General features: G+C 71.7%; 20 protein-coding genes. 9 read left to right on the forward strand and 11 right to left on the reverse strand.

Translation table 11 applies throughout. The annotated features are described in order from the left end of the window. The first annotated feature begins 31 nt into the window (after nt 1-31). The 4 genes from HNR73_RS00115 to HNR73_RS00130 all read left to right on the forward strand — a co-directional run bounded on the left by HNR73_RS00115 (nt 32) and on the right by HNR73_RS00130 (nt 2,299). Nucleotides 32-319 carry a F0F1 ATP synthase subunit epsilon gene (locus HNR73_RS00115; RefSeq protein WP_184785117.1) on the forward strand — a complete coding sequence of 96 codons (288 nt, stop codon included), beginning with the start codon at nt 32-34 and terminating at the stop codon, nt 317-319. Nucleotides 320-340: 21 nt separating this feature from the next. Next, the gene (locus HNR73_RS00120) at nt 341-769 is read left to right on the forward strand and encodes a DUF2550 domain-containing protein (protein WP_184785118.1); all 429 of its coding nucleotides are present in this window, start codon (nt 341-343) and stop codon (nt 767-769) included. 114 nt (nt 770-883) lie between these two features. Further along, nucleotides 884-1,732, forward strand: a complete 849-nt coding sequence (locus HNR73_RS00125; protein ID WP_184785119.1) for a siderophore-interacting protein — start codon at nt 884-886, stop codon at nt 1,730-1,732. A gap of 3 nt (nt 1,733-1,735) precedes the next feature. Beyond that, nucleotides 1,736-2,299, forward strand: coding sequence for a suppressor of fused domain protein (locus tag HNR73_RS00130; RefSeq protein ID WP_184785120.1), 564 nt, complete (start codon nt 1,736-1,738; stop codon nt 2,297-2,299). 1 nt (nt 2,300) lies between these two features. On the opposite strand, the gene HNR73_RS00135 is transcribed toward HNR73_RS00130, so the two are convergent. Continuing rightward, nucleotides 2,301-4,508: a glycoside hydrolase family 95 protein gene (locus tag HNR73_RS00135; RefSeq protein ID WP_203686563.1), complete on the reverse strand. Its 2,208-nt coding sequence runs from the start codon at nt 4,506-4,508 to the stop codon at nt 2,301-2,303. Between the two features lie 47 nt (nt 4,509-4,555). On the opposite strand from HNR73_RS00135, the gene HNR73_RS00140 reads away from it, so the two are divergent. Further along, nucleotides 4,556-5,518 carry an ATP-binding cassette domain-containing protein gene (locus HNR73_RS00140; protein WP_184785121.1) on the forward strand — a complete coding sequence of 321 codons (963 nt, stop codon included), beginning with the start codon at nt 4,556-4,558 and terminating at the stop codon, nt 5,516-5,518. Beyond that, nucleotides 5,518-6,309, forward strand: a complete 792-nt coding sequence (locus HNR73_RS00145; RefSeq protein ID WP_184785122.1) for an ABC transporter permease — start codon at nt 5,518-5,520, stop codon at nt 6,307-6,309. Before HNR73_RS00140 ends, HNR73_RS00145 begins: the two co-directional genes overlap by 1 nt. Nucleotides 6,310-6,311: 2 nt before the next feature. Here HNR73_RS00145 and HNR73_RS00150 read toward each other — a convergent pair whose 3' ends face one another. Continuing rightward, the gene (locus HNR73_RS00150; RefSeq protein ID WP_184785123.1) at nt 6,312-6,884 is read right to left on the reverse strand and encodes a cob(I)yrinic acid a,c-diamide adenosyltransferase; all 573 of its coding nucleotides are present in this window, start codon (nt 6,882-6,884) and stop codon (nt 6,312-6,314) included. Between the two features lie 70 nt (nt 6,885-6,954). Here HNR73_RS00150 and HNR73_RS00155 point away from each other — a divergent pair, with 70 nt between their 5' ends. Further along, nucleotides 6,955-7,809, forward strand: coding sequence for a 3-hydroxyacyl-CoA dehydrogenase family protein (locus HNR73_RS00155; RefSeq protein WP_184785124.1), 855 nt, complete (start codon nt 6,955-6,957; stop codon nt 7,807-7,809). A gap of 60 nt (nt 7,810-7,869) precedes the next feature. On the opposite strand, the gene HNR73_RS00160 is transcribed toward HNR73_RS00155, so the two are convergent. The 9 genes from HNR73_RS00160 to HNR73_RS40550 form a co-directional block, all read right to left on the reverse strand. Continuing rightward, nucleotides 7,870-9,186: an MFS transporter gene (locus HNR73_RS00160; RefSeq protein WP_184785125.1), complete on the reverse strand. Its 1,317-nt coding sequence runs from the start codon at nt 9,184-9,186 to the stop codon at nt 7,870-7,872. 151 nt (nt 9,187-9,337) lie between these two features. Beyond that, nucleotides 9,338-10,615, reverse strand: a complete 1,278-nt coding sequence (locus tag HNR73_RS00165) for an MFS transporter (protein ID WP_184785126.1) — start codon at nt 10,613-10,615, stop codon at nt 9,338-9,340. A 206-nt stretch (nt 10,616-10,821) separates the two neighbouring features. Then, nucleotides 10,822-11,775: a lysophospholipid acyltransferase family protein gene (locus HNR73_RS00170; RefSeq protein WP_184785127.1), complete on the reverse strand. Its 954-nt coding sequence runs from the start codon at nt 11,773-11,775 to the stop codon at nt 10,822-10,824. Between the two features lie 139 nt (nt 11,776-11,914). After that, nucleotides 11,915-12,721 carry a GNAT family N-acetyltransferase gene (locus HNR73_RS00175; RefSeq protein ID WP_184785128.1) on the reverse strand — a complete coding sequence of 269 codons (807 nt, stop codon included), beginning with the start codon at nt 12,719-12,721 and terminating at the stop codon, nt 11,915-11,917. Nucleotides 12,722-12,867: 146 nt separating this feature from the next. Continuing rightward, the gene (locus HNR73_RS00180; protein WP_184785129.1) at nt 12,868-13,623 is read right to left on the reverse strand and encodes a hypothetical protein; all 756 of its coding nucleotides are present in this window, start codon (nt 13,621-13,623) and stop codon (nt 12,868-12,870) included. Continuing rightward, nucleotides 13,607-16,321: an FtsK/SpoIIIE domain-containing protein gene (locus tag HNR73_RS00185; RefSeq protein WP_184785130.1), complete on the reverse strand. Its 2,715-nt coding sequence runs from the start codon at nt 16,319-16,321 to the stop codon at nt 13,607-13,609. Before HNR73_RS00185 ends, HNR73_RS00180 begins: the two co-directional genes overlap by 17 nt. Continuing rightward, nucleotides 16,321-17,100, reverse strand: coding sequence for a hypothetical protein (locus HNR73_RS00190; protein ID WP_184785131.1), 780 nt, complete (start codon nt 17,098-17,100; stop codon nt 16,321-16,323). Before HNR73_RS00190 ends, HNR73_RS00185 begins: the two co-directional genes overlap by 1 nt. Nucleotides 17,101-17,104: 4 nt before the next feature. Continuing rightward, nucleotides 17,105-17,323 (reverse strand): hypothetical protein, encoded by a 219-nt coding sequence (locus tag HNR73_RS00195; protein ID WP_239122231.1) that lies wholly within the window; start codon nt 17,321-17,323, stop codon nt 17,105-17,107. A 187-nt stretch (nt 17,324-17,510) separates the two neighbouring features. Beyond that, nucleotides 17,511-17,957, reverse strand: a complete 447-nt coding sequence (locus HNR73_RS40550) for an Lrp/AsnC family transcriptional regulator (protein ID WP_184785133.1) — start codon at nt 17,955-17,957, stop codon at nt 17,511-17,513. 92 nt (nt 17,958-18,049) lie between these two features. Here HNR73_RS40550 and HNR73_RS00205 point away from each other — a divergent pair, with 92 nt between their 5' ends. Then, a complete protein-coding gene (locus HNR73_RS00205) occupies nt 18,050-18,877 on the forward strand; it encodes an LLM class flavin-dependent oxidoreductase (protein WP_184785134.1) in 828 nt (275 codons plus the stop codon). Continuing rightward, on the forward strand, nt 18,874-19,290 hold the full coding sequence (locus HNR73_RS00210) for a nucleoside deaminase (RefSeq protein WP_203686565.1): 417 nt from the start codon (nt 18,874-18,876) through the stop codon (nt 19,288-19,290). Before HNR73_RS00205 ends, HNR73_RS00210 begins: the two co-directional genes overlap by 4 nt. Nucleotides 19,291-19,969: the final 679 nt, after the last annotated feature.

Raw genomic sequence — 19,969 nt, forward strand, 5'->3', positions numbered from 1 at the left:
ACTCGATCCCCGAGGTGTGTAAGGAGCGGTAGTGGCTGAGCTGCTGAACGTTGAGATTGTCGCCGTCGAGGCGAAGGTCTGGTCCGGACAGGCCCAGATGCTGATCGCCCGCACGACCGAGGGTGAACTGGGCGTCCTGCACGGCCACGCGCCGCTGCTCGGCGAGCTCGCCGACCCGGGCGACGTCCGGATCAAGCTCCCCACCGGTGACGAGCTGGCCTACACGGTCAACGGCGGGTTCCTGTCGGTGACCGCCGACGGCGTCACCGTTCTCGCGGAGACCGCCTCGCCGGCGGAAACCGCCGCGAGCAGCCACTAGTGACGACGGCGGTGTGAGGACATGGGAACCACTCTCGCCGTCATCGGGATCGTGCTGCTGGCGCTGGTGTGCGTCATCGTGCTCCTCTACGCCCGCCGCGGGGTTCTGACCCGCGGCGGTGCCATCGTTATGGCCGTGCGGTTGACCAAGAGCGTGCCCGGCCGCGGCTGGGCACCGGGCTTCGGGCGTTTCGACGCCGGGCGTCTCCAGTGGTTCCGGATGTTCTCCTACGCCCCGCGCGCGAAGGTGACGCTGGTCCGCGACGAGACGATCGTCGAGTCCCGTCGCAGACCCGAGGGGCCGGAGACACAGGTGTTCCCACCGAGCGTGCAGGTGCTCGTATGTAAGACGCCCGCCGGTTCCGTCGAGATCGCGATGACCGAATCGGCCCTTACGGGCTTTTTGTCCTGGCTTGAGGCCGCCCCGCCCCGGGGCGGCCTTTCTGTTTGAGGGGGATCGGGTGTTCGTGCACCCCGCTCCACCCTTCCGGGTTGTCGGATGGACGACACGACACCGGACGGGTTAGGGTTGCCTAATCTACTTCCCCGTGAGAGGTCGACGTTCATGTCGGAACAGCCGGTGCGCAAGCCCCGCAATGCCAAGGTGCTCGAAGTCCAGCGGACCGAGCGGCTCTCGCCGCACATGATCCGCGTCGTCCTCGGCGGGCCGGGCCTGGCCGCGTTCACCGACAACGACTACACCGACCACTACGTCAAGCTCCAGTTCGCGCCGGAGGGCGTCACCTACCCCAAGCCCTTCGACCTCGACTGGATCCGGGAGAACCTCCCCCGCGAACAGTGGCCCGTCTCGCGCACCTACACCGTGCGGTCCTACGACCCCGACGCCGGTGAACTCACCATCGACTTCGTGCACCACGGCGACGAGGGCATCGCCGGTCCCTGGGCCGCTGCCGCCAAGCCGGGCGACGAACTCGCCTTCATGGGCCCCGGCGGCGCCTACGCGCCGAGCCCGGCCGCCGACTGGCACCTCCTCGTCGGTGACGAGAGCGCCCTCCCCGCCATCGGCGGCGCGCTGGAGCGCATCCCCGTCGGCACGCCCGTCAAGGTCGTCGTCGAGGTCTCCGGCCCCGACGACGAGCAGGAGCTGCCGACCCCCGGCGACGCCGAGTTCGTCTGGCTGCACCGCGGCGACGCCGCCCCCGGCACCACCGACCTGCTCCTCGAACACGTCGCCGCCATGGAGTTCCCCTCGGGCAAGGTCCACGCCTTCGTCCACGGCGAGGGCGCCATGGTCATGAAGAAGCTCCGCCCCCATCTGTTCAAAGAGCGCGGCATCCCGCGCGACCAGGTCTCCATCTCCGGCTACTGGCGCCACGGCCGCACCGAGGAGACCTTCCGCGAGTGGAAGTCCGAGCTCGCCGAGGCCGACCGCGCCGCCGCCGCGCCCGCCTAGGGCATGGGCGCGGCACCGATCCTGAGCGCGGTCTGGCGTGAGCGTCAGGCCCGCTGGGGTCCCGAGGACGACGCCTACACCTATGAGGGCGGCGGCTCGCCGCTCGACCGGGTGGACGTGTTCGTCTACCGGGCCGACGCGAAGACGGCCATGACGACCTTCGCCACCATCGGTATGGCCGTACGCGAGATGCCCGGTGACGGCGGCCGGGCGGAACTGCACTGCACCGTCCGGGGGCCGGTCCCGCGTGAGGTCGAGGGCTTGACGGCAACCCTGCTGGCGAATCTCGGCGGCTACCCGTGGAGCGTGGGAGCCCCGCTGGGCTGGGGTCACATGGTCTCGCTGCCGGGCGACTTCCCGGGTTTCCCGGGCTGTGCGGCGGTCTTCCTCAGCGGCCCGGTCACCCCGGACGGCTGGGCGTGGATCGACGCCGGTGAGGAGCGGGTGCGCGTCCTCAACGTCGTGCCCATCACCTCGGAGGAGCGGGCCCTGGCCCGCGAGTACCCGCCCGAGGTCTTCTTCGCCGAGCTGAGCTCGCGGACCGACGTCTTCTCGCCGCGGGCCTGAGTCAGAAGACGTGGGGCACGTAGGCGAGTCCCCTCCTGCCGTGGAAGACGAGGTCGCCGTCCTCCCACCGGTGCTCGACCATCTCCTCATCGGCGAACCCGGCCACCTCGAAGATCGTGAGGCGTTCGCCGAGGCTCGGATCGAGCCAGTCCGCGCGGACCCGGATCGGCCCGTCGTGGCCGCAGGAGATCCGCACGTCGGGCGCCCGGTCGCCGGTGAGGGTCTCGTCGAGATCCCAGTCGATGTCCACGGTGTGCCCGCCACGCACCCGTAGCCCGCGGACCTCGCCTACGGGCCACGCGTGCGGTACCGCCGGGAGCAGGTGGACGACGCCTCCGTGGCTCTGCACGAGCATCTCGGCGACACCGGCGGTCGCGCCGAGGTTCCCGTCGATCTGGAACGGCGGGTGCGTGTCGAGCAGGTTCGGCAGCGTCGACTCCGTCAACAGCCGCGACAGCACCCGGTGCGCGCCGTCCCGGTCGCGGATCCGCGCCAGGAGCGCGATCTTCCAGGCCTTGCTCCAGCCCGGGACGCCGTCCCCGCGAGTGCTCAGCGTGACCCGGGCCGCGTGGAGCAGCTCGGGTGTCGCTTCCGGCGTGATCTCCTCGCCGGGGTAAAGGGCGTACAGGTGGGACACGTGCCGGTGCTCGTCGGACTGGTCGTCGAGGTCTTCCTGCCACTCCCGCAGCTGGCCCCACGAGCCGATACGCAGGCCGCGGTCGATCCGTTCGGCGGCCGACCGCAGTCGCGTGCGGAAGGCGTCGTCGGGGTCACCGACGACTTCCGCGGCCTCCTCGGTGGACGACAGCAGCTCGGCGACGATCTGCTGGCTCATCGACGCGCCGGCGGTGAAGTCGCCATGTTCGGGTGAGTAGGAAGGCGACACCACGAGCCGCCCGGTCTCGTCGGTGACGAGGAAGTCCAGCCAGAACTCCGCCGCCTCCCGCATCGCGGGATAGGCGCGCTCGCGCAGGAAGTCCCGGTCGAGCGTGAATCGGTAGTGTTCGTGGAGATGGCGGCACAGCCAGGCGGCCGACTCGGGGAACCAGAAGGCCGTCGCCCAGCTCTGGAGTCCGGTGTGGCCGAAGACGTTCGTCGACAGCATCGTCGTCCAGCCCTCGCAGCCGAAGACCTCCCGCGCTGTGACGCGGCCGGGCGCGCGCAGGGCCTCGACGAAGTCGTGCAGGGGTTCGGCGGTCTCGGCGAGGTTGGTGACGTGCGCGGGCCAGTAGTTCATCTGCGTGTTGATGTTGACGTGGTAGTCGCAGTTCCACGGCGGTGTCGGCGACTCGTTCCACGCGCCTTGGAGGTGCGCGGGCAGCCCGCCGGGGCGCGAGGAGGCGATGAGCAGGTAGCGACCGTACTGGAAGTGCAGCGCTTCGAGCGCGCGGTCGCCGGGGGAGCCGCCGCCGGTGTAGGCGGCCAGCAGCCGGTCGGTCGGGATCTCCGGAGTGGACTGTCCTATGTGGAGCTGGACGCGGTCGAAGAGCTCCCGGTGGTCGGTGACATGGCGTTCGCGCAGGGCGTCCCAGCCGAGCGCTTCGGCGGCGTCGAGGGCCTTCCGGACGAGTTCGGCGGGGTCGGCCTCGCGACGGTAGCGCGGATGGACGGGGGCGTAGTCGGTGGCCGAGGCGTAGAGGAGCGTGACGCCGTCGCCGTCGCGGAGGACGCGATGTTCGGCGTGGCGGCGCATGCCGTTGTCGACCGCGCCGGTGTACTCGAAGGACGCGTCGACATCACCGTTGACCCGGATCGCGATCACCCCGTCGGGGAACGACGCCAGGTACTCGCGGGTGTGGACGGCACCGTCCACCGCGTACCGCACGCGCGCGATCCCCTCGGCGAGGTCCAGTTCGCGCCGGTAGCCGGACACCTCGCCGGTGTGGCCGAAGTCGAGGCGCAGCTCGCCCATCGGCTGCTGGTCGCCGAAGGCGACGGGATCCTTCCCGAGCCGGGCGGCCACCCACTCCGGGTCGGCGCTCCCCTCGGCGGCGATCCTCGCGCGGACCTCGGCGATCGCGGCGATCCGGTCGGCGTTCCCGTGGTCGTAGCCGGGCGCCCCCGGCCCACCCGTCCACAGTGTCTTGTCGGACATCTGGACGCGTTCGGTGCGCACACCCCCGAAGACCATCGCGCCGAGGTCCCCGTTGCCGATCGGGAGCGCCTCACGTTCCCAGTCCACCGCGGGCGTTCCATACCAGAGAATCACCTGCGCAAGTTAGCGGCTGCGCCTACGATCTCGCCCAGGGGGTGCACATGGCGGACGCGATCGTAGCGCGCGGGCTGGTCAAGACCTACGGATCGGTGCGGGCCGTGGACGGTCTCGACCTCAACGTCCCCGAAGGGACGGTCCTCGGCCTCCTGGGGCCGAACGGCGCCGGCAAGACAACGACCGTGCGCATGCTCACCACCCTCATCACACCGACCGCCGGGCAGATCACCGTCCGGGGCGTCGACGTGCTCGCCCACCCCAACGAGGTCCGCCGCGTCATCGGCGTCTCCGGGCAGTACGCCGCCGTCGACGAGCACCTCACCGGCCACGAGAACCTGGAAATGGTCGGGCGCCTCTACCACCTGGGCAAGAAACGCGCCCGCGCGCGAGCCAGGGAACTGCTGGAGCGCTTCGACCTCACCGACGCCGCCGACCGCCCGTCCAAGACCTACTCCGGCGGCATGCGCCGGCGCCTCGACCTGGCCGGCGCGCTCGTCGCCGCCCCGCCGATCCTGTTCCTCGACGAGCCGACGACCGGCCTCGACCCGCGCAGCCGCATCGGCATGTGGGACGTGCTCAACGAACTCGTCCGCGAAGGCACGACCCTGCTGCTCACTACGCAGTACCTCGAAGAGGCCGACGAGCTCGCCGAGGACATCATCGTCATCGACCACGGCCGCGCCATCGCGCGCGGAACACCCGACCAGCTCAAACAGCAGGTCGGCGGAGAGCGGCTGGAGATCACGCTGCACTCGAAGGCCGACGCCTCCGCGGTCGTGTCCGCCGTCGCCGCCCTCGGCCTCGCCGACTACACCATCGACGACGCGGCCCACCGCGTCGTCGTCCCCGTCGCCGACGGGACCGAAGCGCTGTTCGAAGCCGTACGGCGACTCGACGCGGCGAAGATCAAACCCGCCGACATCGGCGTGCACCGGCCCACGCTCGACGACGTGTTCCTCAAACTGACCGGCCGCCCCGCCGAAGACGAAACGGAGGAGGAGCCGTAGTGGACGCCATCATCGACGGCTGGGTCGTCGCCAAACGCAACCTCATCAAGATCAAACGCGTCCCCGACCTGCTGATCTTCAGCACCATCCAGCCCATCATGTTCGTGCTGCTCTTCGCCTACGTCTTCGGCGGCGCCATCAGCGCGCCCGGCGTGAACTACCGCGAATTCCTGATGGCCGGCATCTTCACCCAGACCGTCGCCTTCGGGTCGTCCATCACGGGCATGGGTCTCGCCGAAGACATGACCAAGGGCATCATCGACCGTTTCCGGTCGCTGCCCATGTCACGCGCCGCCGTCCTCGTCGGCCGGACCACCTCCGACCTGATCAACAACGTCCTCGTCGTCGTCATCATGGCGATCTGCGGCCTCATCGTCGGATGGCGCACCCACACCAACGCCCTCGACGTCGCCGCGGGGTTCGGACTGCTGTTCCTCTTCGGCTACGCCATGAGCTGGATCTCGGCCACCATCGGCCTGTCCGTACGCAGCGTGGAGGTGGCGCAGTCCGCCGGGTTCATCTGGATGTTCCCGCTCACGTTCCTCTCCAACGCCTTCGTACCCACCGACACGCTGCCGACGTTCCTGCAGTACGTCGCCGACTGGAACCCGATCTCGGCGATCGTCGCCGCGTTGAGGGACCTGTGGGGGAACGCGCCCACCGGGGCCGCGCGCGGGTCGGGGTGGTCGATGGAGAACCCGGGGCTGTACTCGATGATCACGATCGCGGTGATCCTCGTGGTGTTCGTGCCGCTGTCCATCCGGGCGTACCGGCGGGCCGCGAGTCGGTGAGGTCAGGCGTTCTCCGCCGGCTTCCAGAGCACGTCCTGCCCGGCGTTGGCGGCGCGGGCCAGGACGAACAGCAGATCCGACAGCCGGTTGAGGTACTTCACCGGCAGTTCGTGCGTCGTCTCCGCCTCCGCCTCCAGCAGCACCCACGTCGAACGCTCCGCCCGGCGGGCGACCGTGCACGCCTGATGCAGCAGCGCGGCGCCCGGGCTGCCGCCGCGCAGGATGAACGAGTCCAGCTTCGGCAGATGCTCGTTGAACTTGTCGATCCACTCCTCAAGGCGCGTCACATAGGCCTCGGTGATCCGCAGCGGCGGATACTTCGGCGACTCGTGCACCGGCGTCGACAAGTCGGCGCCCACGTCGAAGAGGTCGTTTTGAACCTGCCGGAGGATCCCGTTGATCTCCACGTCGAGCGCGCCGAGGGCGACCGCGACACCGATGACGGCGTTCGTCTCGTCCACGTCGGCGTAGGCGCCGATACGCGGATGCGTCTTCGGCACCCGGCTGAAATCGGACAGCCCGGTCGTACCGCTATCGCCGGTCTTGGTGTAGATGCGCGTGAGGTGAACGGCCATGCCCTTGAGCCTACGGCTACCTTAGGGATCGGTAAGGTGGGGAAGGTTACTCATCGGTAGGGAGTGCGGTATGGCAGGTTCACTGGCGGTCATCGGTTCCGGGCTCATGGGCTCGGGCATCGCGCAGGTCTCGGCGGTCGCGGGCTGGACGGTCACCGTCCACGACGTCTCCGAGGAGGCCCTGGCGCGCGGACGCGCGGGCACGAGTGCGTCCCTGGCGAAGTTCGTGTCCAAGGACAAGATCAGCCAGGCCGACGCCGACGCCGCGCTGGCCCGCATCTCCACCAGCACCGACCTGGAGAAGGCCGCGGCCGACGCCGACATCGTCGTCGAGGCCGTCTTCGAGCAGCTGGAGATCAAGCAGGACATCTTCCGCCGCCTCGACGCCGTCTGCAAGCCCGGCGCGGTCCTCGCCACCAACACCTCGGCCATCCCGATCACCCAGATCGCCGCCGTCACCGGCCGCCCCGAATCGGTCGTCGGCACCCACTTCTTCTCTCCGGTGCCGATGATGGCCCTGTGCGAACTCGTCCGCGGTCTCAAGACCACCGACGAGACCCTCGCCACCGCCCGCGCCTTCGCCGAGGAGATCGGCAAGACCTGCGTCGTCGTCAACCGCGACGTCGCCGGCTTCGCCACCACCCGCCTCATCTGCGCGCTGGTCATGGAGGCCGTCGCCCTCGTCGAGAACGGCGTCATCTCCGCCGAAGACCTCGACATCGCCTGCAAGCTCGGCTTCGGGCACGTCATGGGCCCGCTCGCCACCACCGACCTCACCGGCCTCGACGTGCTGCTGTCGGCGACCAAGAACATCCACCGCGACACCGGCGACCCGAAGTTCTTCCCGCCGGAGCTGCTCGCCCGCATGGTCGCCGCCGGCGACCACGGCCGCAAGACCGGCAAGGGCTTCTACGACTACGAGTGAGCGGGCACGCCCCACCCGACGTCGACGGCCGCCACGACCACGTGGCGGCCGTTCCCACGTCTACGCCGGCGCCGGCGCGGGCTCCGCGCTCCCCTCGGGCTCCGTGCTGACCTCGGCTTCCTCGGTCACGTCGGTCTCGGTCCGCTTGAGCAGCAGCAGCGCGCCGAGTCCGGCGAGCATGGGCGTGATGCCCTGGATGCTCAGCACGGCCACGATGGGCAGCGGGCCGGTCAGCAGGACCGCGACACCGGTGCCGAGGAGCATGCTCGCCGCCATGACCGTGCCGACCGCGGCGAAGGCCCGCCCGCGGTAGGCGTCGTCGGTGGAGCGCTGGAACAGCGTCATCGCGCCCGCGCTGGCGATCACGCCGGGGATCCCGACGAGGATCATCCCGACGATGCCCGGCGCGACGTTGACCCACAGCAGCGGGTAGGTGAAGATCGCCAGGTCGATGGCGCCGAACAGGAGCATCCCGACGCCGAGCAGCAGCCGCGGCGACCAGCGCGAGGCGAAACGGCCGCCGACGAGGCCGCCGGCGATCCCGCCGACCGCCTGCGCGGCGATCAGCCAGCTCAGCTCGGGGGCCTCACCGTGCAGCACGTCGGTGACCCACACGGCGAACAGGCTGCCCATGATCCCCTCGCCGACGGACATGACCGCGAACATCAGGAAGATGATCAGCAGCGTCCGGCTGGCCACGATGACCTTGATGCCCTCGGCGAACTCGCGGGCGAACTTCCGCACGAAGCCCGGGGGGACCTCACCGGCGGCCTCCGCGGCTGCGGCGGCCTCGGCGCGGTGGCGTCCGCGGACCAGCGCGATGAGCAGGGCGGCGGCGAGGAAGGTGACCGCGTCGGCGATCGCCACGCCCATGAGCCCGAACAGGAGAGTCGCGCCACCGCCGGCGAGCGGGCCGATGAGGCGGGCCAGGTTGTTGTTCAGCGCGTTGAGCGAGTTCGCCGTCGGCAGCTGCTCGTCGCCGACGAGGCGGGGGAGCAGTGCGTTCTCCGCGGTCGAGACGAAGGGGGCGATGGACGCCGACAGCAGGGTCACGGCGGCGCAGATCCACAGGTCGCGGGCGTGGTGCACGGCCAGCAGCGGCAACAGGGCGGCGGCCTGGCCGATGTTGGCGATGATGAGGACGCGTTTGCGGTCCCAGCGGTCGACGAGCACGCCGACCAGCGGGCCGAGCACGAGCTGCGGGACGACCGAGGCGGCCACGATGGCGGCCATCGCCGTCGGTGAGCCGGTGAGTTCGAGGACCGTGATGGGCAGGGCGACCTGGAGCATCCGGGTGCCCATCAGGGATATCAGCCCGCCCCACCACATCAGGCCGAAGTCACGTTGGCGCATCACGGTCCACGAGGACTTGTTCACGGGGCACTCCTTGGGCTTGGGTGACGTCATTATGGTGTCATGTCGTCGTCATGCGCAAGTGGTCGTGCATATATTTTGAAAGAGATGCCTCGTCGGGCAAGATCCATTCGGTTTCAGCTCGTGACGTCGTCATGACGGCAAACGGGCATCGTCAGCCCGTCGTGACCGTCTCGGGTGAGGGCGCGGTCGTTTCCTCCCGGACCGCGTCCTTCCTCGGCAGCAGCACCAGGGCAGCCACCCCGGCCAGGAGCGGGAACACGCCCTGGATGTTGAGCATCGTCACCACGTCGACCCGCCCGTCGAGCAGCACGACCATCCCCGAGCCCAGCAGCACGCAGGCCGAGGTGATCGTGCCGCGCGCGGCGAAGATCCGGCCCCGGAACTCGTCGACGCTGTTGCGCTGGAGCAGCGTCTGCGCGGCGGCGTAGGTGAACACGAAGGGCACACCGACGATGATCATCGACACGACGCCGGGCAGGACGTGCACCCACAGCTTGGGGTAGTTGAAGGTGAACAGGTCGATGGAGGCGAACAGCAGGGCCCCGACCCCGAGCAGTCGCCGCGGGGACCAGTGGGTGGCGAACCAGCCGCCGACCACCCCGCCCAGCACACCGCCGACGGCCTGCGCGGCGATCAGCCAGGCGTACTCGTCGGCGCCGCCGCCGAGGGTCCGCTCGGTGAAGACGATGAACACGGCGGCGAAGACCGCGTCGCCGAAGGAGGTCAGCGCGAAGAACCCGCACACGACCAGCAGCACCCGGTTGCGCGAGACGATGCGGACGCCGTCGGCGAACTCCCCGGCGAACTTCCGCAGCACGCCCGTGCGATGCGACTCGGCCCGTTCGGCGACGTGCCTCCCCCGGACGGCGAAGATCAGCGCCGCCGAGATCAGGTAGGTGGCCGCGTCGGCGACGGCGATCCCGCCCAGCCCGAACCACACCACGCCGAGTCCGCCGAGCATGGGCCCGACGAGCCGCGCCAGGTTGTTGTTCAGCGAGTTGAGGGAGTTCGCCGCGGGTAGCTGCTCGTCCGGGACCAGGCGAGGGAGCAGGGCGTCCTCGGCGATGTTGACGAACGGGCCGACGGCCGCCCCGGCGAACATGACGGCCGCGCAGATCCAGACGTCGCCCCCGCTGTCGACCAGCAGCAGCGGCAGCAGGACCGCGGCCTGCGCGATGTTGCCGACGACCATGACCCGGCGGCGGTCCCAGCGGTCCACCAGCACCCCGGCGAAGGTGCCGCTGATCAGGCGGGCGGTGACCCCGGAGGCGACGATGCTCGCCGAGGCCGTCGCCGAACCGGTGAGGTCGTAGACGGTCACCGGCAGGCCCACCACGAGCATCCAGTTGCCCAGGTAGGAGATCAGGCCGCCCCACCACAGGAGCGAGAAGTCGCGCTGTTTGAAGACGGCGAGGGACGCTTTGACCACGGGAGGACTCCGGTTCGGTGGTGGCGAAGGTGTGCCCACAACCGGCCGGTATCCCGTGATCGGGTGCTTCGTCCAGGCTCTGTGGCCGCCGCGAGAGCGGTCCGGCCACGGTACCCGAACGCGACCGGGGCGCCGACGGGTGGAGGTCCGTCGGCGCCCCGGTCGGGCGCGGGTCCTTCCGGCGGTGGGGCCGGGGACCCGAGGTTTCAGGGCTGTGGCGTGAGCACCCGCCTTCGGCGGGCGTCGACGGTTTCGACGCTCTCCTCGGGGACGTGGTTCCAGTCGAAGGCCCGTCGCGCGTTGGGGACCAGGACGGCGGGAACCGCCGGCGGCTCGGCCCGGGCCGCCGCGCGCTCCCGAAGTCCCGTCACGAGCCCGGCGAGCGCTTCGCCGACGACGGCGGACTCGGCGCGCACGGCGAGCCCCCGCCGGTCCCCGACGGCCGGGAAGGGTTCGGAGACGATGACGTGGAGTCGCAGTCCTTTCGCACGCAGGACCCGGCGCAGCGACGACATGAAGGTCTCCGTGCCGAGGAACGCCGCGGCGGTCGTCGGCGAGCCGTCGGCGAAGGTGAACCAGAGGGTCACCGGCGCGACCTTCGCGTCGGCGTCGATCGCGGCCTGGAAGGGCGCGCGCCGGAAACGGCCCCTGGCGGGCAGGCACCAGGTCGTCGCCTCGGGGAACACTCCGATGCTCTCGCCGCCGCGCAGGCGCTCGGCCATCGCCGCCACCGTCGACGGCAGTGTCCGCAGCGAACCGCGGTCGACGAACAGCGTCCGCGTCCGCCCCGCCAGCCACCCCAGCAGGGGCCATTCGCCGACCTCGCGCTTGGCGAGCATCCGCACCGGCGCGCGTGGACCGCCGAGCGCGGTCAGCGCGACCACGTCGATCCACGAGGAGTGGTTGGCCACGACCAGCGAACCGGCCGCGATCGGCGCCGGGCGCATCGGCACGACGACGCCCGACGCGCGCAGCACCGCCCGGGCCAGGCGCGGCCCGAGCGAGGGGAACAGCGGGAGCAGGACGGTCGCCGCCGCCAGCACGCTCGCCAGCGCGACGACCCTGGCGGCACGCCGGGGCAGTCCCACCGAGGGCAGCGCGTTCGGCTCGGGAATGCAGGACGGGGTGCAGTCCGAGTCGGGGAACCAGCCACCGCTCACACCGCACCCCCGAACCCGCGGACCGGGCGTGGCGCCCGGGTACCGCTCGTCATGCCGCACCGGCGCGTGGCGCGGGCTCCCGGCTTGGCCGGGCGAGGCGCGCGGGCGGCCGTCGCGGTCGTGCTCGTCAGGGGCGTCATCACGCCTTCCCCTCCCGGGACAGCTCGTCGAGGCCGTGCTCGCCGAGGAAGTGCCTCAGGTAGCGCGGGTTGGTCTCGTCGAGGTCGAGCAGGATGTAGAAGTCGGCCACGCCGAAGTCCGGGTCGTGGGCCGGGGGACCGCAGACCTTCGCGCCGAGCCGCAGGTAACCGCGCAGCAGCGGCGGAACGGACTTGAGGTCGGCCGGCACGTCCGACAGCGGCCACGGGTTGTGCGGGGTGACGCGCAGCCCGGGCGCCGAGAGGTTCCGCTCGGCGACATGGGCCCACACCGCGTCGGCGTCGGCGACGGGGACCGACGCGCAGCCCGCGAGCAGGCGGTTGCCGGTCAGCAGCAGGTAGCGGGCGATGCCGGCCCACATCAGGTTGATGACCGAACCGTCGCGGTGGGCCGGGTCCACGCACGAGCGGCCGGTCTCGACGAGCCCGCCGCGCAGCCCGTCGAGGGCCGAGAGGTCGAACTCGCCGTCGGAGTAGAGGCGGGTGGTGCGGCCGGGCGGAAGCATCCGGTAGGTGCCGACGACCTCACCGGACGGGTCGTCGACGACCACGAGGTGGTCGCAGTAGACGTCGAAGGGGTCGACGTCGAGGCCCTCGCTCGGCGTGTGGAGCGTCGCGCCGAGCTCCCCGGCGAAGACGCGGTGCCGGAGGCGCTGGGCGGCGCGGATCTCGGCGGCGTCGGCGACGCGGATGGAGTAGCGGGAGTTGTCGGTGGCCAGGGGTGCCGGCCGGCCGGCCGCTTCGGCGTGTGCGGACGCCGGTGCCACGGTGGCGTTGTCGGGGATCATGGCGGCCTCCTTCGCAGGCGCCTTCATGCTCAGCGCCGAAGGCGACCACCAGGTGACCGAGTCAGGACGGTTCAGTGACCGGGGCTGTGCGGGTCCGGTAACTGCGGGCCACGATTTGCCGTACGAGACCCGCCCGGCGGGCGTCCCTACAACATCAGCAGGGGAACACCGATGACCAGTGCGATCACCCCGGCGCCGATCAGCAGCCAGATGTGATGCGGGCGCGGGCGCTGCCGGTGACGCATCCCGAGGTAGATGCTGGCGATGGGCAGCCCGATGAACGGCCCCATGAACACGCACACCAGCGCCAGCGGCCGCAGGGCCAGGGCGGTGTTGTCGGTGCCCTCACCGGCCGCGCCGAGGATCAGGTGGGCGCCGAAGACGGCCAGCAGCCCGCAGGCCGCGCCGATCAGGGCCATCAGCGGCATCACGTACTTCGGCGGCGGGAACTCCAGCTGCCCGCGCCGGGCGAGGGCGAGGGTGCGCCTGGCCCGGTCGATCAGCGCGCGCGGGTCGGGCACCTTCGGTGCCTTCGGCTTGCGCGTCCGGGTGCCGCGGGCGGTGATGGCCGGGTACGGCGTCTCGTTCGCGGGGATGTCGCGCAGGCGCGGCGGGATCCGGCCCGAGCCGACGTAGCCGAGCAGGTCGCGCCACAGTCCGGCGGCGGCGCCGTCGATCTCGTCGACGGTCACGGTGGCCTGGGCGGCGGTCTTCTGGGCGGCGTCGCGGGCGGCCATCGCCTCCGACACGCGCTCTCGGATCGTGCCGACCTCGCCCCGGTGCCGCCGCTGCAGGACCTCGTGGCGGTCGCGTTGGGCCGTCATCGTCCGCGACAGGCTCGTCGCGGAGGCCTTGTAGGCGTCGCGCGGGTTCTGGTGGCTCAGGTCAGCCGCCATGGTCATCGCCCCAAACGTCCGTCACGGCGCCCGTGTCGCCCGTCGTCGCGTCCTTCCGTACTCCACTGAGCAGCATTGAAGCGCGCGGGCTCGTGGCCTCGCTCGTGTCGTAGGGGATCACCACCTCGGGGTGGCGGTGGACGGCCCTGTCGAAGAACAGGCCACGCCGCGGCCGCGGGTACCAGGGTGGTCCGCCGGGCGTCGGCGACAGCGGTGCCAGCTCGGGGCCGTGCACGTCGAGCGCGAGCCAGGCGTCGATGGAGTCGAAGCGGGCGGCGAAGCCGCCGAGGTCCTCGCGCAGTCGCGGGACCGAGCGCCACCAGCCCAGGGTGTGGATCCGGCGTTCGGGACCGGTCAGCAGCAGCTGCCGGAAACGTTCCTTGGCCGACGCGTCGAGCGTGCCGCTGGCGGCGTCGACGGCGTAGAGCAGCACCAGGTGCGGGACGGGCGAGTCGGTGCCGGTGAGCGAGCCGACCACGTCGGTCAGCCCGTTGTGGACCTCGGTCTCCATGCCCATGGCCGACAGTGTCATCGCGAGCCGGTCGGCGGCCAGGCGCGCGTCCGGATCGGGGCAGCAGAGGGTGAAGCGGGCGGCGTTCTCCTTGGCCACGGTGATCGCGGCCGCGGCGAGGACGTCGCAGGCCTCCTCGGTGCGGGTGCCGAGGACGGCCAGGTTGCGACCGACCGTGCGCGTGAGCCGGAAACGCGCCGACCGGGTCGTGACGTCGATGGTCTGGCCGAGCAGTGCGGTCGGTACGTTCCCGCCGAGGTCGACGGCGTCGGCCAGGCGCGGCACGTGGTCGCCGTCGAAGAGGCGCGGCTCGTCGTTGTCGGCGGGCCGGGCGTTCCACAGGCGCTGCTGGAGCGGATCCCAGGCGGTGCGGTTGCTGGCGTCGGGGACGCGTACGACCTTGTTGGCACTGGTCACGCCGGAGTCGGAGTTGACGACGGCGTGGTAGCGCGGGATCTCGTCGGCGGCGGTGTTCGTCTCGGCGAGGATCCGGCGGGCCTTGGGCAGCGCGACCCGCAGCGTGAACTGCGCGACCAGCGCCGGCCTGCCCCACAGCGCCTCGATCCCGGCGACGTCCTGGCTGGCCAGGACCAGGTGGATGCCCTGCGAGCGGCCCCGGCGGGCGAGGTCTTCGAGGAGTCCGACGGCCTCGTTGCTGACGGTGTCGCGGCCGTCGAGGAGGACCTGGAACTCGTCGATGATCGCCACGATCCGCGGCCAGCGGCCGCCCGGGTCCTGGTGGCGCAGCTCTTCCAGCTTCGTCGCCTCGTGCTGCTTGGCCGCCTCGGCGCGGCGGCGCAGCTCGTCGCGCAGGTGCCGCAGCAGGGCGAGACCGAACTCGCGGTCGTCGTTGATGTTGACGCCGACCAGCCGCACGTGCGGCAGCCAGCTCGGGTCGCGGCGGCCTTTGGCGAAGCGCGCGAAGGACACGCCCTCCTTGAAGTCGAGGAGGTACATCGCGAGCTCTTCCGGCCCGTAGCGAGCCGTCAGCGCGCCGATCCAGGCGTAGAGGAGGTTCGTCTTACCGGCGCCGGACGGGCCGCCGATGAGCGCGTGCGGCGGGTTGTCACCGAGGGTCACGTCGATGAGGCGCCCCTCGGCCCCTTCGCCGATGGGCGCGGTGAGCCCGGCGGCCGAGGAGAAGGTCCACAGGTCGGCGTCGTCGTCGGGGAGCAGGTCGGCGAACACGGCCGGTTCGGGGCCCTGGGCGACGCGTTCGGCGATGGCCCGGCACGTCGCGGTGACCAGTGTGGACGGCGGCGGCGGGTCGAGCCGCACGTCGAAGTCGGCGGTCATGGTCGTGCGGGTGTCCTCGACGATCTCGATGTCGGGCCCGGTCAGGGCCATCGGGTTCGCCGGGGAGTCCTGGACGATGACGTGCACGCCGCAGGCCACGCCGGTGCGCAGGATCCGGGCGAGCTGCGCGCGCTGCTTGCCGGTCCAGTCCTCCTGGCCGTTGTCGTCGAGGAGGACCGCGACCCGCCACGGTTCCGGACGCCGGCCGGTGGCGCGCGCCAGCTCGCGCAGCGAGTCGTACTCGCCGGCCAGGACGGTCTCGTTGATGCGCCGGACCTGCTCGACCAGCTCGTCGAGCATGTCGGACAGGCCGTTGGGACCGACGAAGCCGAGCATCCCGGCCGGTGCCAGGGGCGCGAGCCCGGCGAGGCTGCCGCCGAGGCGCTCGGGGTCGTAGACGGTCAGGTGGACCGCGCCCGGCTGGGTCGTGCCGAGGGTGCGCAGGAGCAGGCCCGGCAGGATGCGGCCGGGATCGGTGCGGCACACCAGGTGCGCGTGGTCGAGCAGCGGGACCAGCGCGGGCGGTTCGCCGGGAGCGTCGACGGACCCGATCCGCAGCAGACCCGGGATCGTGCCGCGCGCCGGCGGGGTCGGGTGCCAGTCGGCCCAGGGATCCCCGGCGGCGCCGGAGGCGAACTCCGCGGCCAGGCCGGACATCCGGGCCAGGGTCGCCGACATCGCCTGGGCGGCACGGTCGTCGAGGTCGGCGCCGCGCTCGCGGTGGGCGGCGGCCAGTCGCGCCTGTTCGTCGCGGCCCGCCTCCAGGATGTTGCGGGCGTTCTCGGTGGCGTAGGCGGCTTCGGCCACGGCGTGCTCGCGGAGCGCGCGGGCGGCGTCCCTGGCGGTGGCCAGGTCGCGGCTGACCGTGTCGGCGAGAACCGTGCGCCAGCCGCCCATCAGTCCTGCTTCCCGCGTGCCCTGATCAGGGCCGCGACGAGCACCGGTCCCATGGCGGCGATGTCGACCGGGTGCCGCTCGGGCGGCTGGGCGACATGGCAGGCGGCGGCCAGCTCGATCTCGCCGGCCTTGTCGTCGAGCCCGGGCAGGAACTGCCGGATCCGGTCACCGGTCTTGGCGCGCAGGCGGTCCAGGTTCTTCGCGGTCGGCGTCTCGCCGAGGAACTCGGTGGCGAGGACGCGGATCTGCGGCCAGGTCAGCGCGGGAAGGCGGATGCCGACGGCCGGGTCGGTGGCCTGGAGTTCACGGCGGAAGAGGTCGCGGTCGCCGCCCGCGGCGATCTTGACGAGCTTCTCGAACAGCGGCGTCAGCTCGGTGTGCCTGATCTCCTCGGCGGCCTTGGCCTGTCCCTCGTCGGCCTTGGTGATCTCGGCGATTCGGGTGAGCCACCAGGAGCGCCTGCCGTCGGGCGCGGGCGCGGCGGGGGCGGAGGCCGGGACGTCGATCTCGCCCTTGTCGCCGCCGGGCGCGAGCCCGATGGAGACGAGGTAGTCGTCGAGGTGTTCGGCGGCGGCGATGAGCTGGGTGATCGCGCGGTCGAGGTGGGTCTGCGCGCGGGAGATCTCCGGGAGCCCGGCGGGCTCGACCGACTCGGTGAGCGCCTGGGCCAGGATTCCCCTGGCCTCGTCCAGCCGGGCCGCGGCCTGGGCCGTCCCGCCGAGCGGCAGTTCGGCGGTGGCGGTGCGTACCGCCTGTCCGAGCTCGGTGATCGTCCCCATCGCGCTACAGGGTCGCCGCGTAGGACTGGGCCTGCTCGGCCGCGGCGAGCGTCGCCGCCATGCACTGTTCGAGTTCGGCGCCCGCCTGGGCGAGCGCGGCCTGCGCCGATTCCACCGACTGGTGCTGGCTGCCCTGGAGGATGGCACCGAGGACCTGCTGCGCGCCCTGCAGCTTCTCGCCGGCGATCTTGATGGCCTCCTGGCCGTCGGAGACCTGCTGCATCGCGGCGGCGATAGCCGCCTTGAGTTCGGCCACGCTGATACTGGTCACGCGCTCATTGTCACCGATCATGCGCCGAAACCGTGTATCCATTCCGACAGCGCGTCCAACTGTCACATCTCTGACATAGGACTTGTGTGCACAGGTACGCGGGCCGTGGACAGTGCACAGTGGACCGTCCAGGCGGGAGTCACGCCTGGCTCGGGCCCCGGTAGGGGAGCGTCTGGCGGTAGACGACGTTGGTCGTGGTGCCGCCGAAACCCGCGAGTTCGTCCATCAGATCCTCAAGGTGTGGCATGGAGGTTGCGGCCACCTTGAGGACGTAGCAGTCGTCGCCGGTCGTGCGCAGGCACTCCAGGATCTCGCGGCGCTCGGTGAGCAGCCGGTGCAGCGCGTCGTGCCGGTTGCCGGGGAACTTCAGGCGGACGACGGCCAGGACCGGGTAGCCGGACTTCGACAGGTCGATCTCGGCGCGGTAGCCGGTGATCACGCCGGACTCCTCAAGGCGCCGGACGCGTTCGGTGGCGGCCGAGGCGCTTAGGTTGACCCGCTTGCCGAGTTCGGTCAGGGCCATGCGGCCGTTCTCCTGGAGGGCGTCGAGGATGGCCCAGTCGGTCGCGTCGAGATTCACGGTCACGGGCCGAATCTACGCCGGAATCCATGGCCGCCGCCGCTTCGCGCCGGGAGAAGTCCCTTCCCGGTCGGGATCCGCGCGGATAGCCTTGACCAGTGCAAATAGGTGTGAACGTGCCGAACTTCGGGCCGGGGACCGACCCGGGGGTCCTGCGGGACTGGGCGCAGACGGTCGAGGGACTCGGCTTCGACCTGCTCATGGTGTCCGACCACGTGGCGATCACGCCCGACGTCGCCGAGCAGTACCCCGAGCCCTTCTACGAACCCTTCACGCTGCTGTCCTGGCTGGCCGGGATGACCCGGCGCGTCCGGCTTGGCACGACCGTGCTGATCATGCCGTACCGGCATCCGCTGCTGGTCGCGCGCATGGCGGCCAACCTCGACCGGCTCAGCGGCGGGCGGCTCGTCCTCGGGGTGGGCGTCGGCTGGGCGAGGGATGAGTTCGCCGCCCTCGGCGTGCCATTCGAGCGGCGGGGAGCCCTGACCGACGAGTACCTGACGACGGTCCGCGAGATCTGGCGCGACGATCCCATCCCCGTCTGGATCGGTGGGAACAGCGACGCCGGGATCCGCCGGGCCGTTCGCCTCGGCGACGCCTGGCATCCGCTGCGCAACACGGTCGGCTGGCTCACCGAGGCCGTCGGCCGCCTCGCCGCGACCGCGCGGGCCGAGGGCCGCGCCGCCCCGGCCTTCGCGCCCAGGATCGTCCTGCGGCTCACCGAGCGGCCGCTCGGACCCGAGCGCCTGGCGGGTGAGGGCACCGTCGACCAGATCCGCGCCGACCTGGCGAGCCTGGCGGCGCTCGGCGCCGAGACGGTCGTCCTCGACCCGTTCGGCGGCGACCCCGAAGAGACCCTGCGGCCTACTGTCGCGTGGAAGGCCCTGGCGGCCGTGGCCGCCCTGCGAAACGAGGGAGAGACGTGAACGACGAACTGCTCCGCCGCGCCATCGCGCTGGCCGCCGAGGCGAGGAAGGCGGGTGACCCGCCGTTCGGGTCGCTGCTCGCCGCCGCCGACGGGACGATCCTCGCCGAGGAGCGCAACGCCACCGTCAGCGAACGCGACATCAGCCTGCACCCCGAGCTCAAGCTCGCCGTGTGGGCCGCGCGCGAACTCACGCCCGAAGTCGCCGCGACGACGACGATGTACACCAGCTGCGAACCCTGCGGGATGTGCACGGGAGCCCTCGCGCGTTCGGGACTGGGGCGGGTCGTCTACGCCCTGTCCGGCGAGCAGCTGGGCACGCTGAAGCCGACGGGCTCGTTCCCGGAGGTCCCGACGGAGGGGCCGGCGCTGTTCGACGAGGCGCGGATTCCGGTGGAGGGGTACTACGGGTGAGGGGTGGGGGCGTGGGGGTGCGCGGGAGCCCGCTCCGGCCCACCCGCCCGCCGCGCCGCGCCCCGCCCCGCCCCGCCGCGCCCCGCCGCGCTCGCGACGTGACGCGGCCGTGGCCGTGCGCGCGCGAAAGCCTGCGGGTTGCTGCCCGGAGGTCCCACGGAGGGGCGGCGTCGCTCGGCGAGGTGTGGGTTCCGGTGGAGGTTTCTCACGTGAGTCGCGCTGGGGCCCGCTCCGCTCCGTCCCGCCGCACTCGTGACCTGACGCGGCCGGGCGCGCGGGAGCCTGCGGGTTTCTGCCCGGAGCCTCAGCGAGGGGTGGCGTTGCTCGGCGAGGCGTGGGTTCCGGTGAAGGTCTTTCGCGCGAGTCACGGTGGGGTCGTCAAGGGTGCGCTGGAGCCCGCTCCGCCGCACTCGTGACCTGACGCGGCCGGGCGCGCGGGAGCCTGCGGGCTTCTGCCCGGAGCCTCAGCGAGGGGTGGCGTTGCTCGGCGAGGCGTGGGTTCCGGTGAACGTCTTTCGCGCGAGTCACGGTGGGGTCGTCAAGGGTGCGCTGGAGCCCGCTCCGCCCCACCCCGCCCCGCCGTGCTCGTGACGTGACGTGGCCGTGGTCGGGCGCGCTGGATCCCGCTCCGCCCCGCCTCGCTGCGCTCGTGACGTGACGCGGCCGCGGCAGGGTGCGC

The sequence above is a fragment of the Phytomonospora endophytica genome, assembly GCF_014202425.1.
Taxonomy (GTDB): Bacteria; Actinomycetota; Actinomycetes; order Mycobacteriales; family Micromonosporaceae; genus Phytomonospora; species Phytomonospora endophytica.

Coding starts and splice junctions, on each gene's coding strand:
- HNR73_RS00120 (WP_184785118.1), top strand. CDS start 341: ATGGGAACCACTCTCGCCGTCATCGGGATCGTGCTGCTGGCGCTGGTG.
- HNR73_RS00125 (WP_184785119.1), top strand. CDS start 884: ATGTCGGAACAGCCGGTGCGCAAGCCCCGCAATGCCAAGGTGCTCGAA.
- HNR73_RS00130 (WP_184785120.1), top strand. CDS start 1,736: ATGGGCGCGGCACCGATCCTGAGCGCGGTCTGGCGTGAGCGTCAGGCC.
- HNR73_RS00140 (WP_184785121.1), top strand. CDS start 4,556: ATGGCGGACGCGATCGTAGCGCGCGGGCTGGTCAAGACCTACGGATCG.
- HNR73_RS00150 (WP_184785123.1), bottom strand. CDS start 6,884: ATGGCCGTTCACCTCACGCGCATCTACACCAAGACCGGCGATAGCGGT.
- HNR73_RS00155 (WP_184785124.1), top strand. CDS start 6,955: ATGGCAGGTTCACTGGCGGTCATCGGTTCCGGGCTCATGGGCTCGGGC.
- HNR73_RS00175 (WP_184785128.1), bottom strand. CDS start 12,721: ATGATCCCCGACAACGCCACCGTGGCACCGGCGTCCGCACACGCCGAA.
- HNR73_RS00180 (WP_184785129.1), bottom strand. CDS start 13,623: ATGACCATGGCGGCTGACCTGAGCCACCAGAACCCGCGCGACGCCTAC.
- HNR73_RS00185 (WP_184785130.1), bottom strand. CDS start 16,321: ATGGGCGGCTGGCGCACGGTTCTCGCCGACACGGTCAGCCGCGACCTG.
- HNR73_RS00190 (WP_184785131.1), bottom strand. CDS start 17,100: ATGGGGACGATCACCGAGCTCGGACAGGCGGTACGCACCGCCACCGCC.
- HNR73_RS00195 (WP_239122231.1), bottom strand. CDS start 17,323: ATGCAGCAGGTCTCCGACGGCCAGGAGGCCATCAAGATCGCCGGCGAG.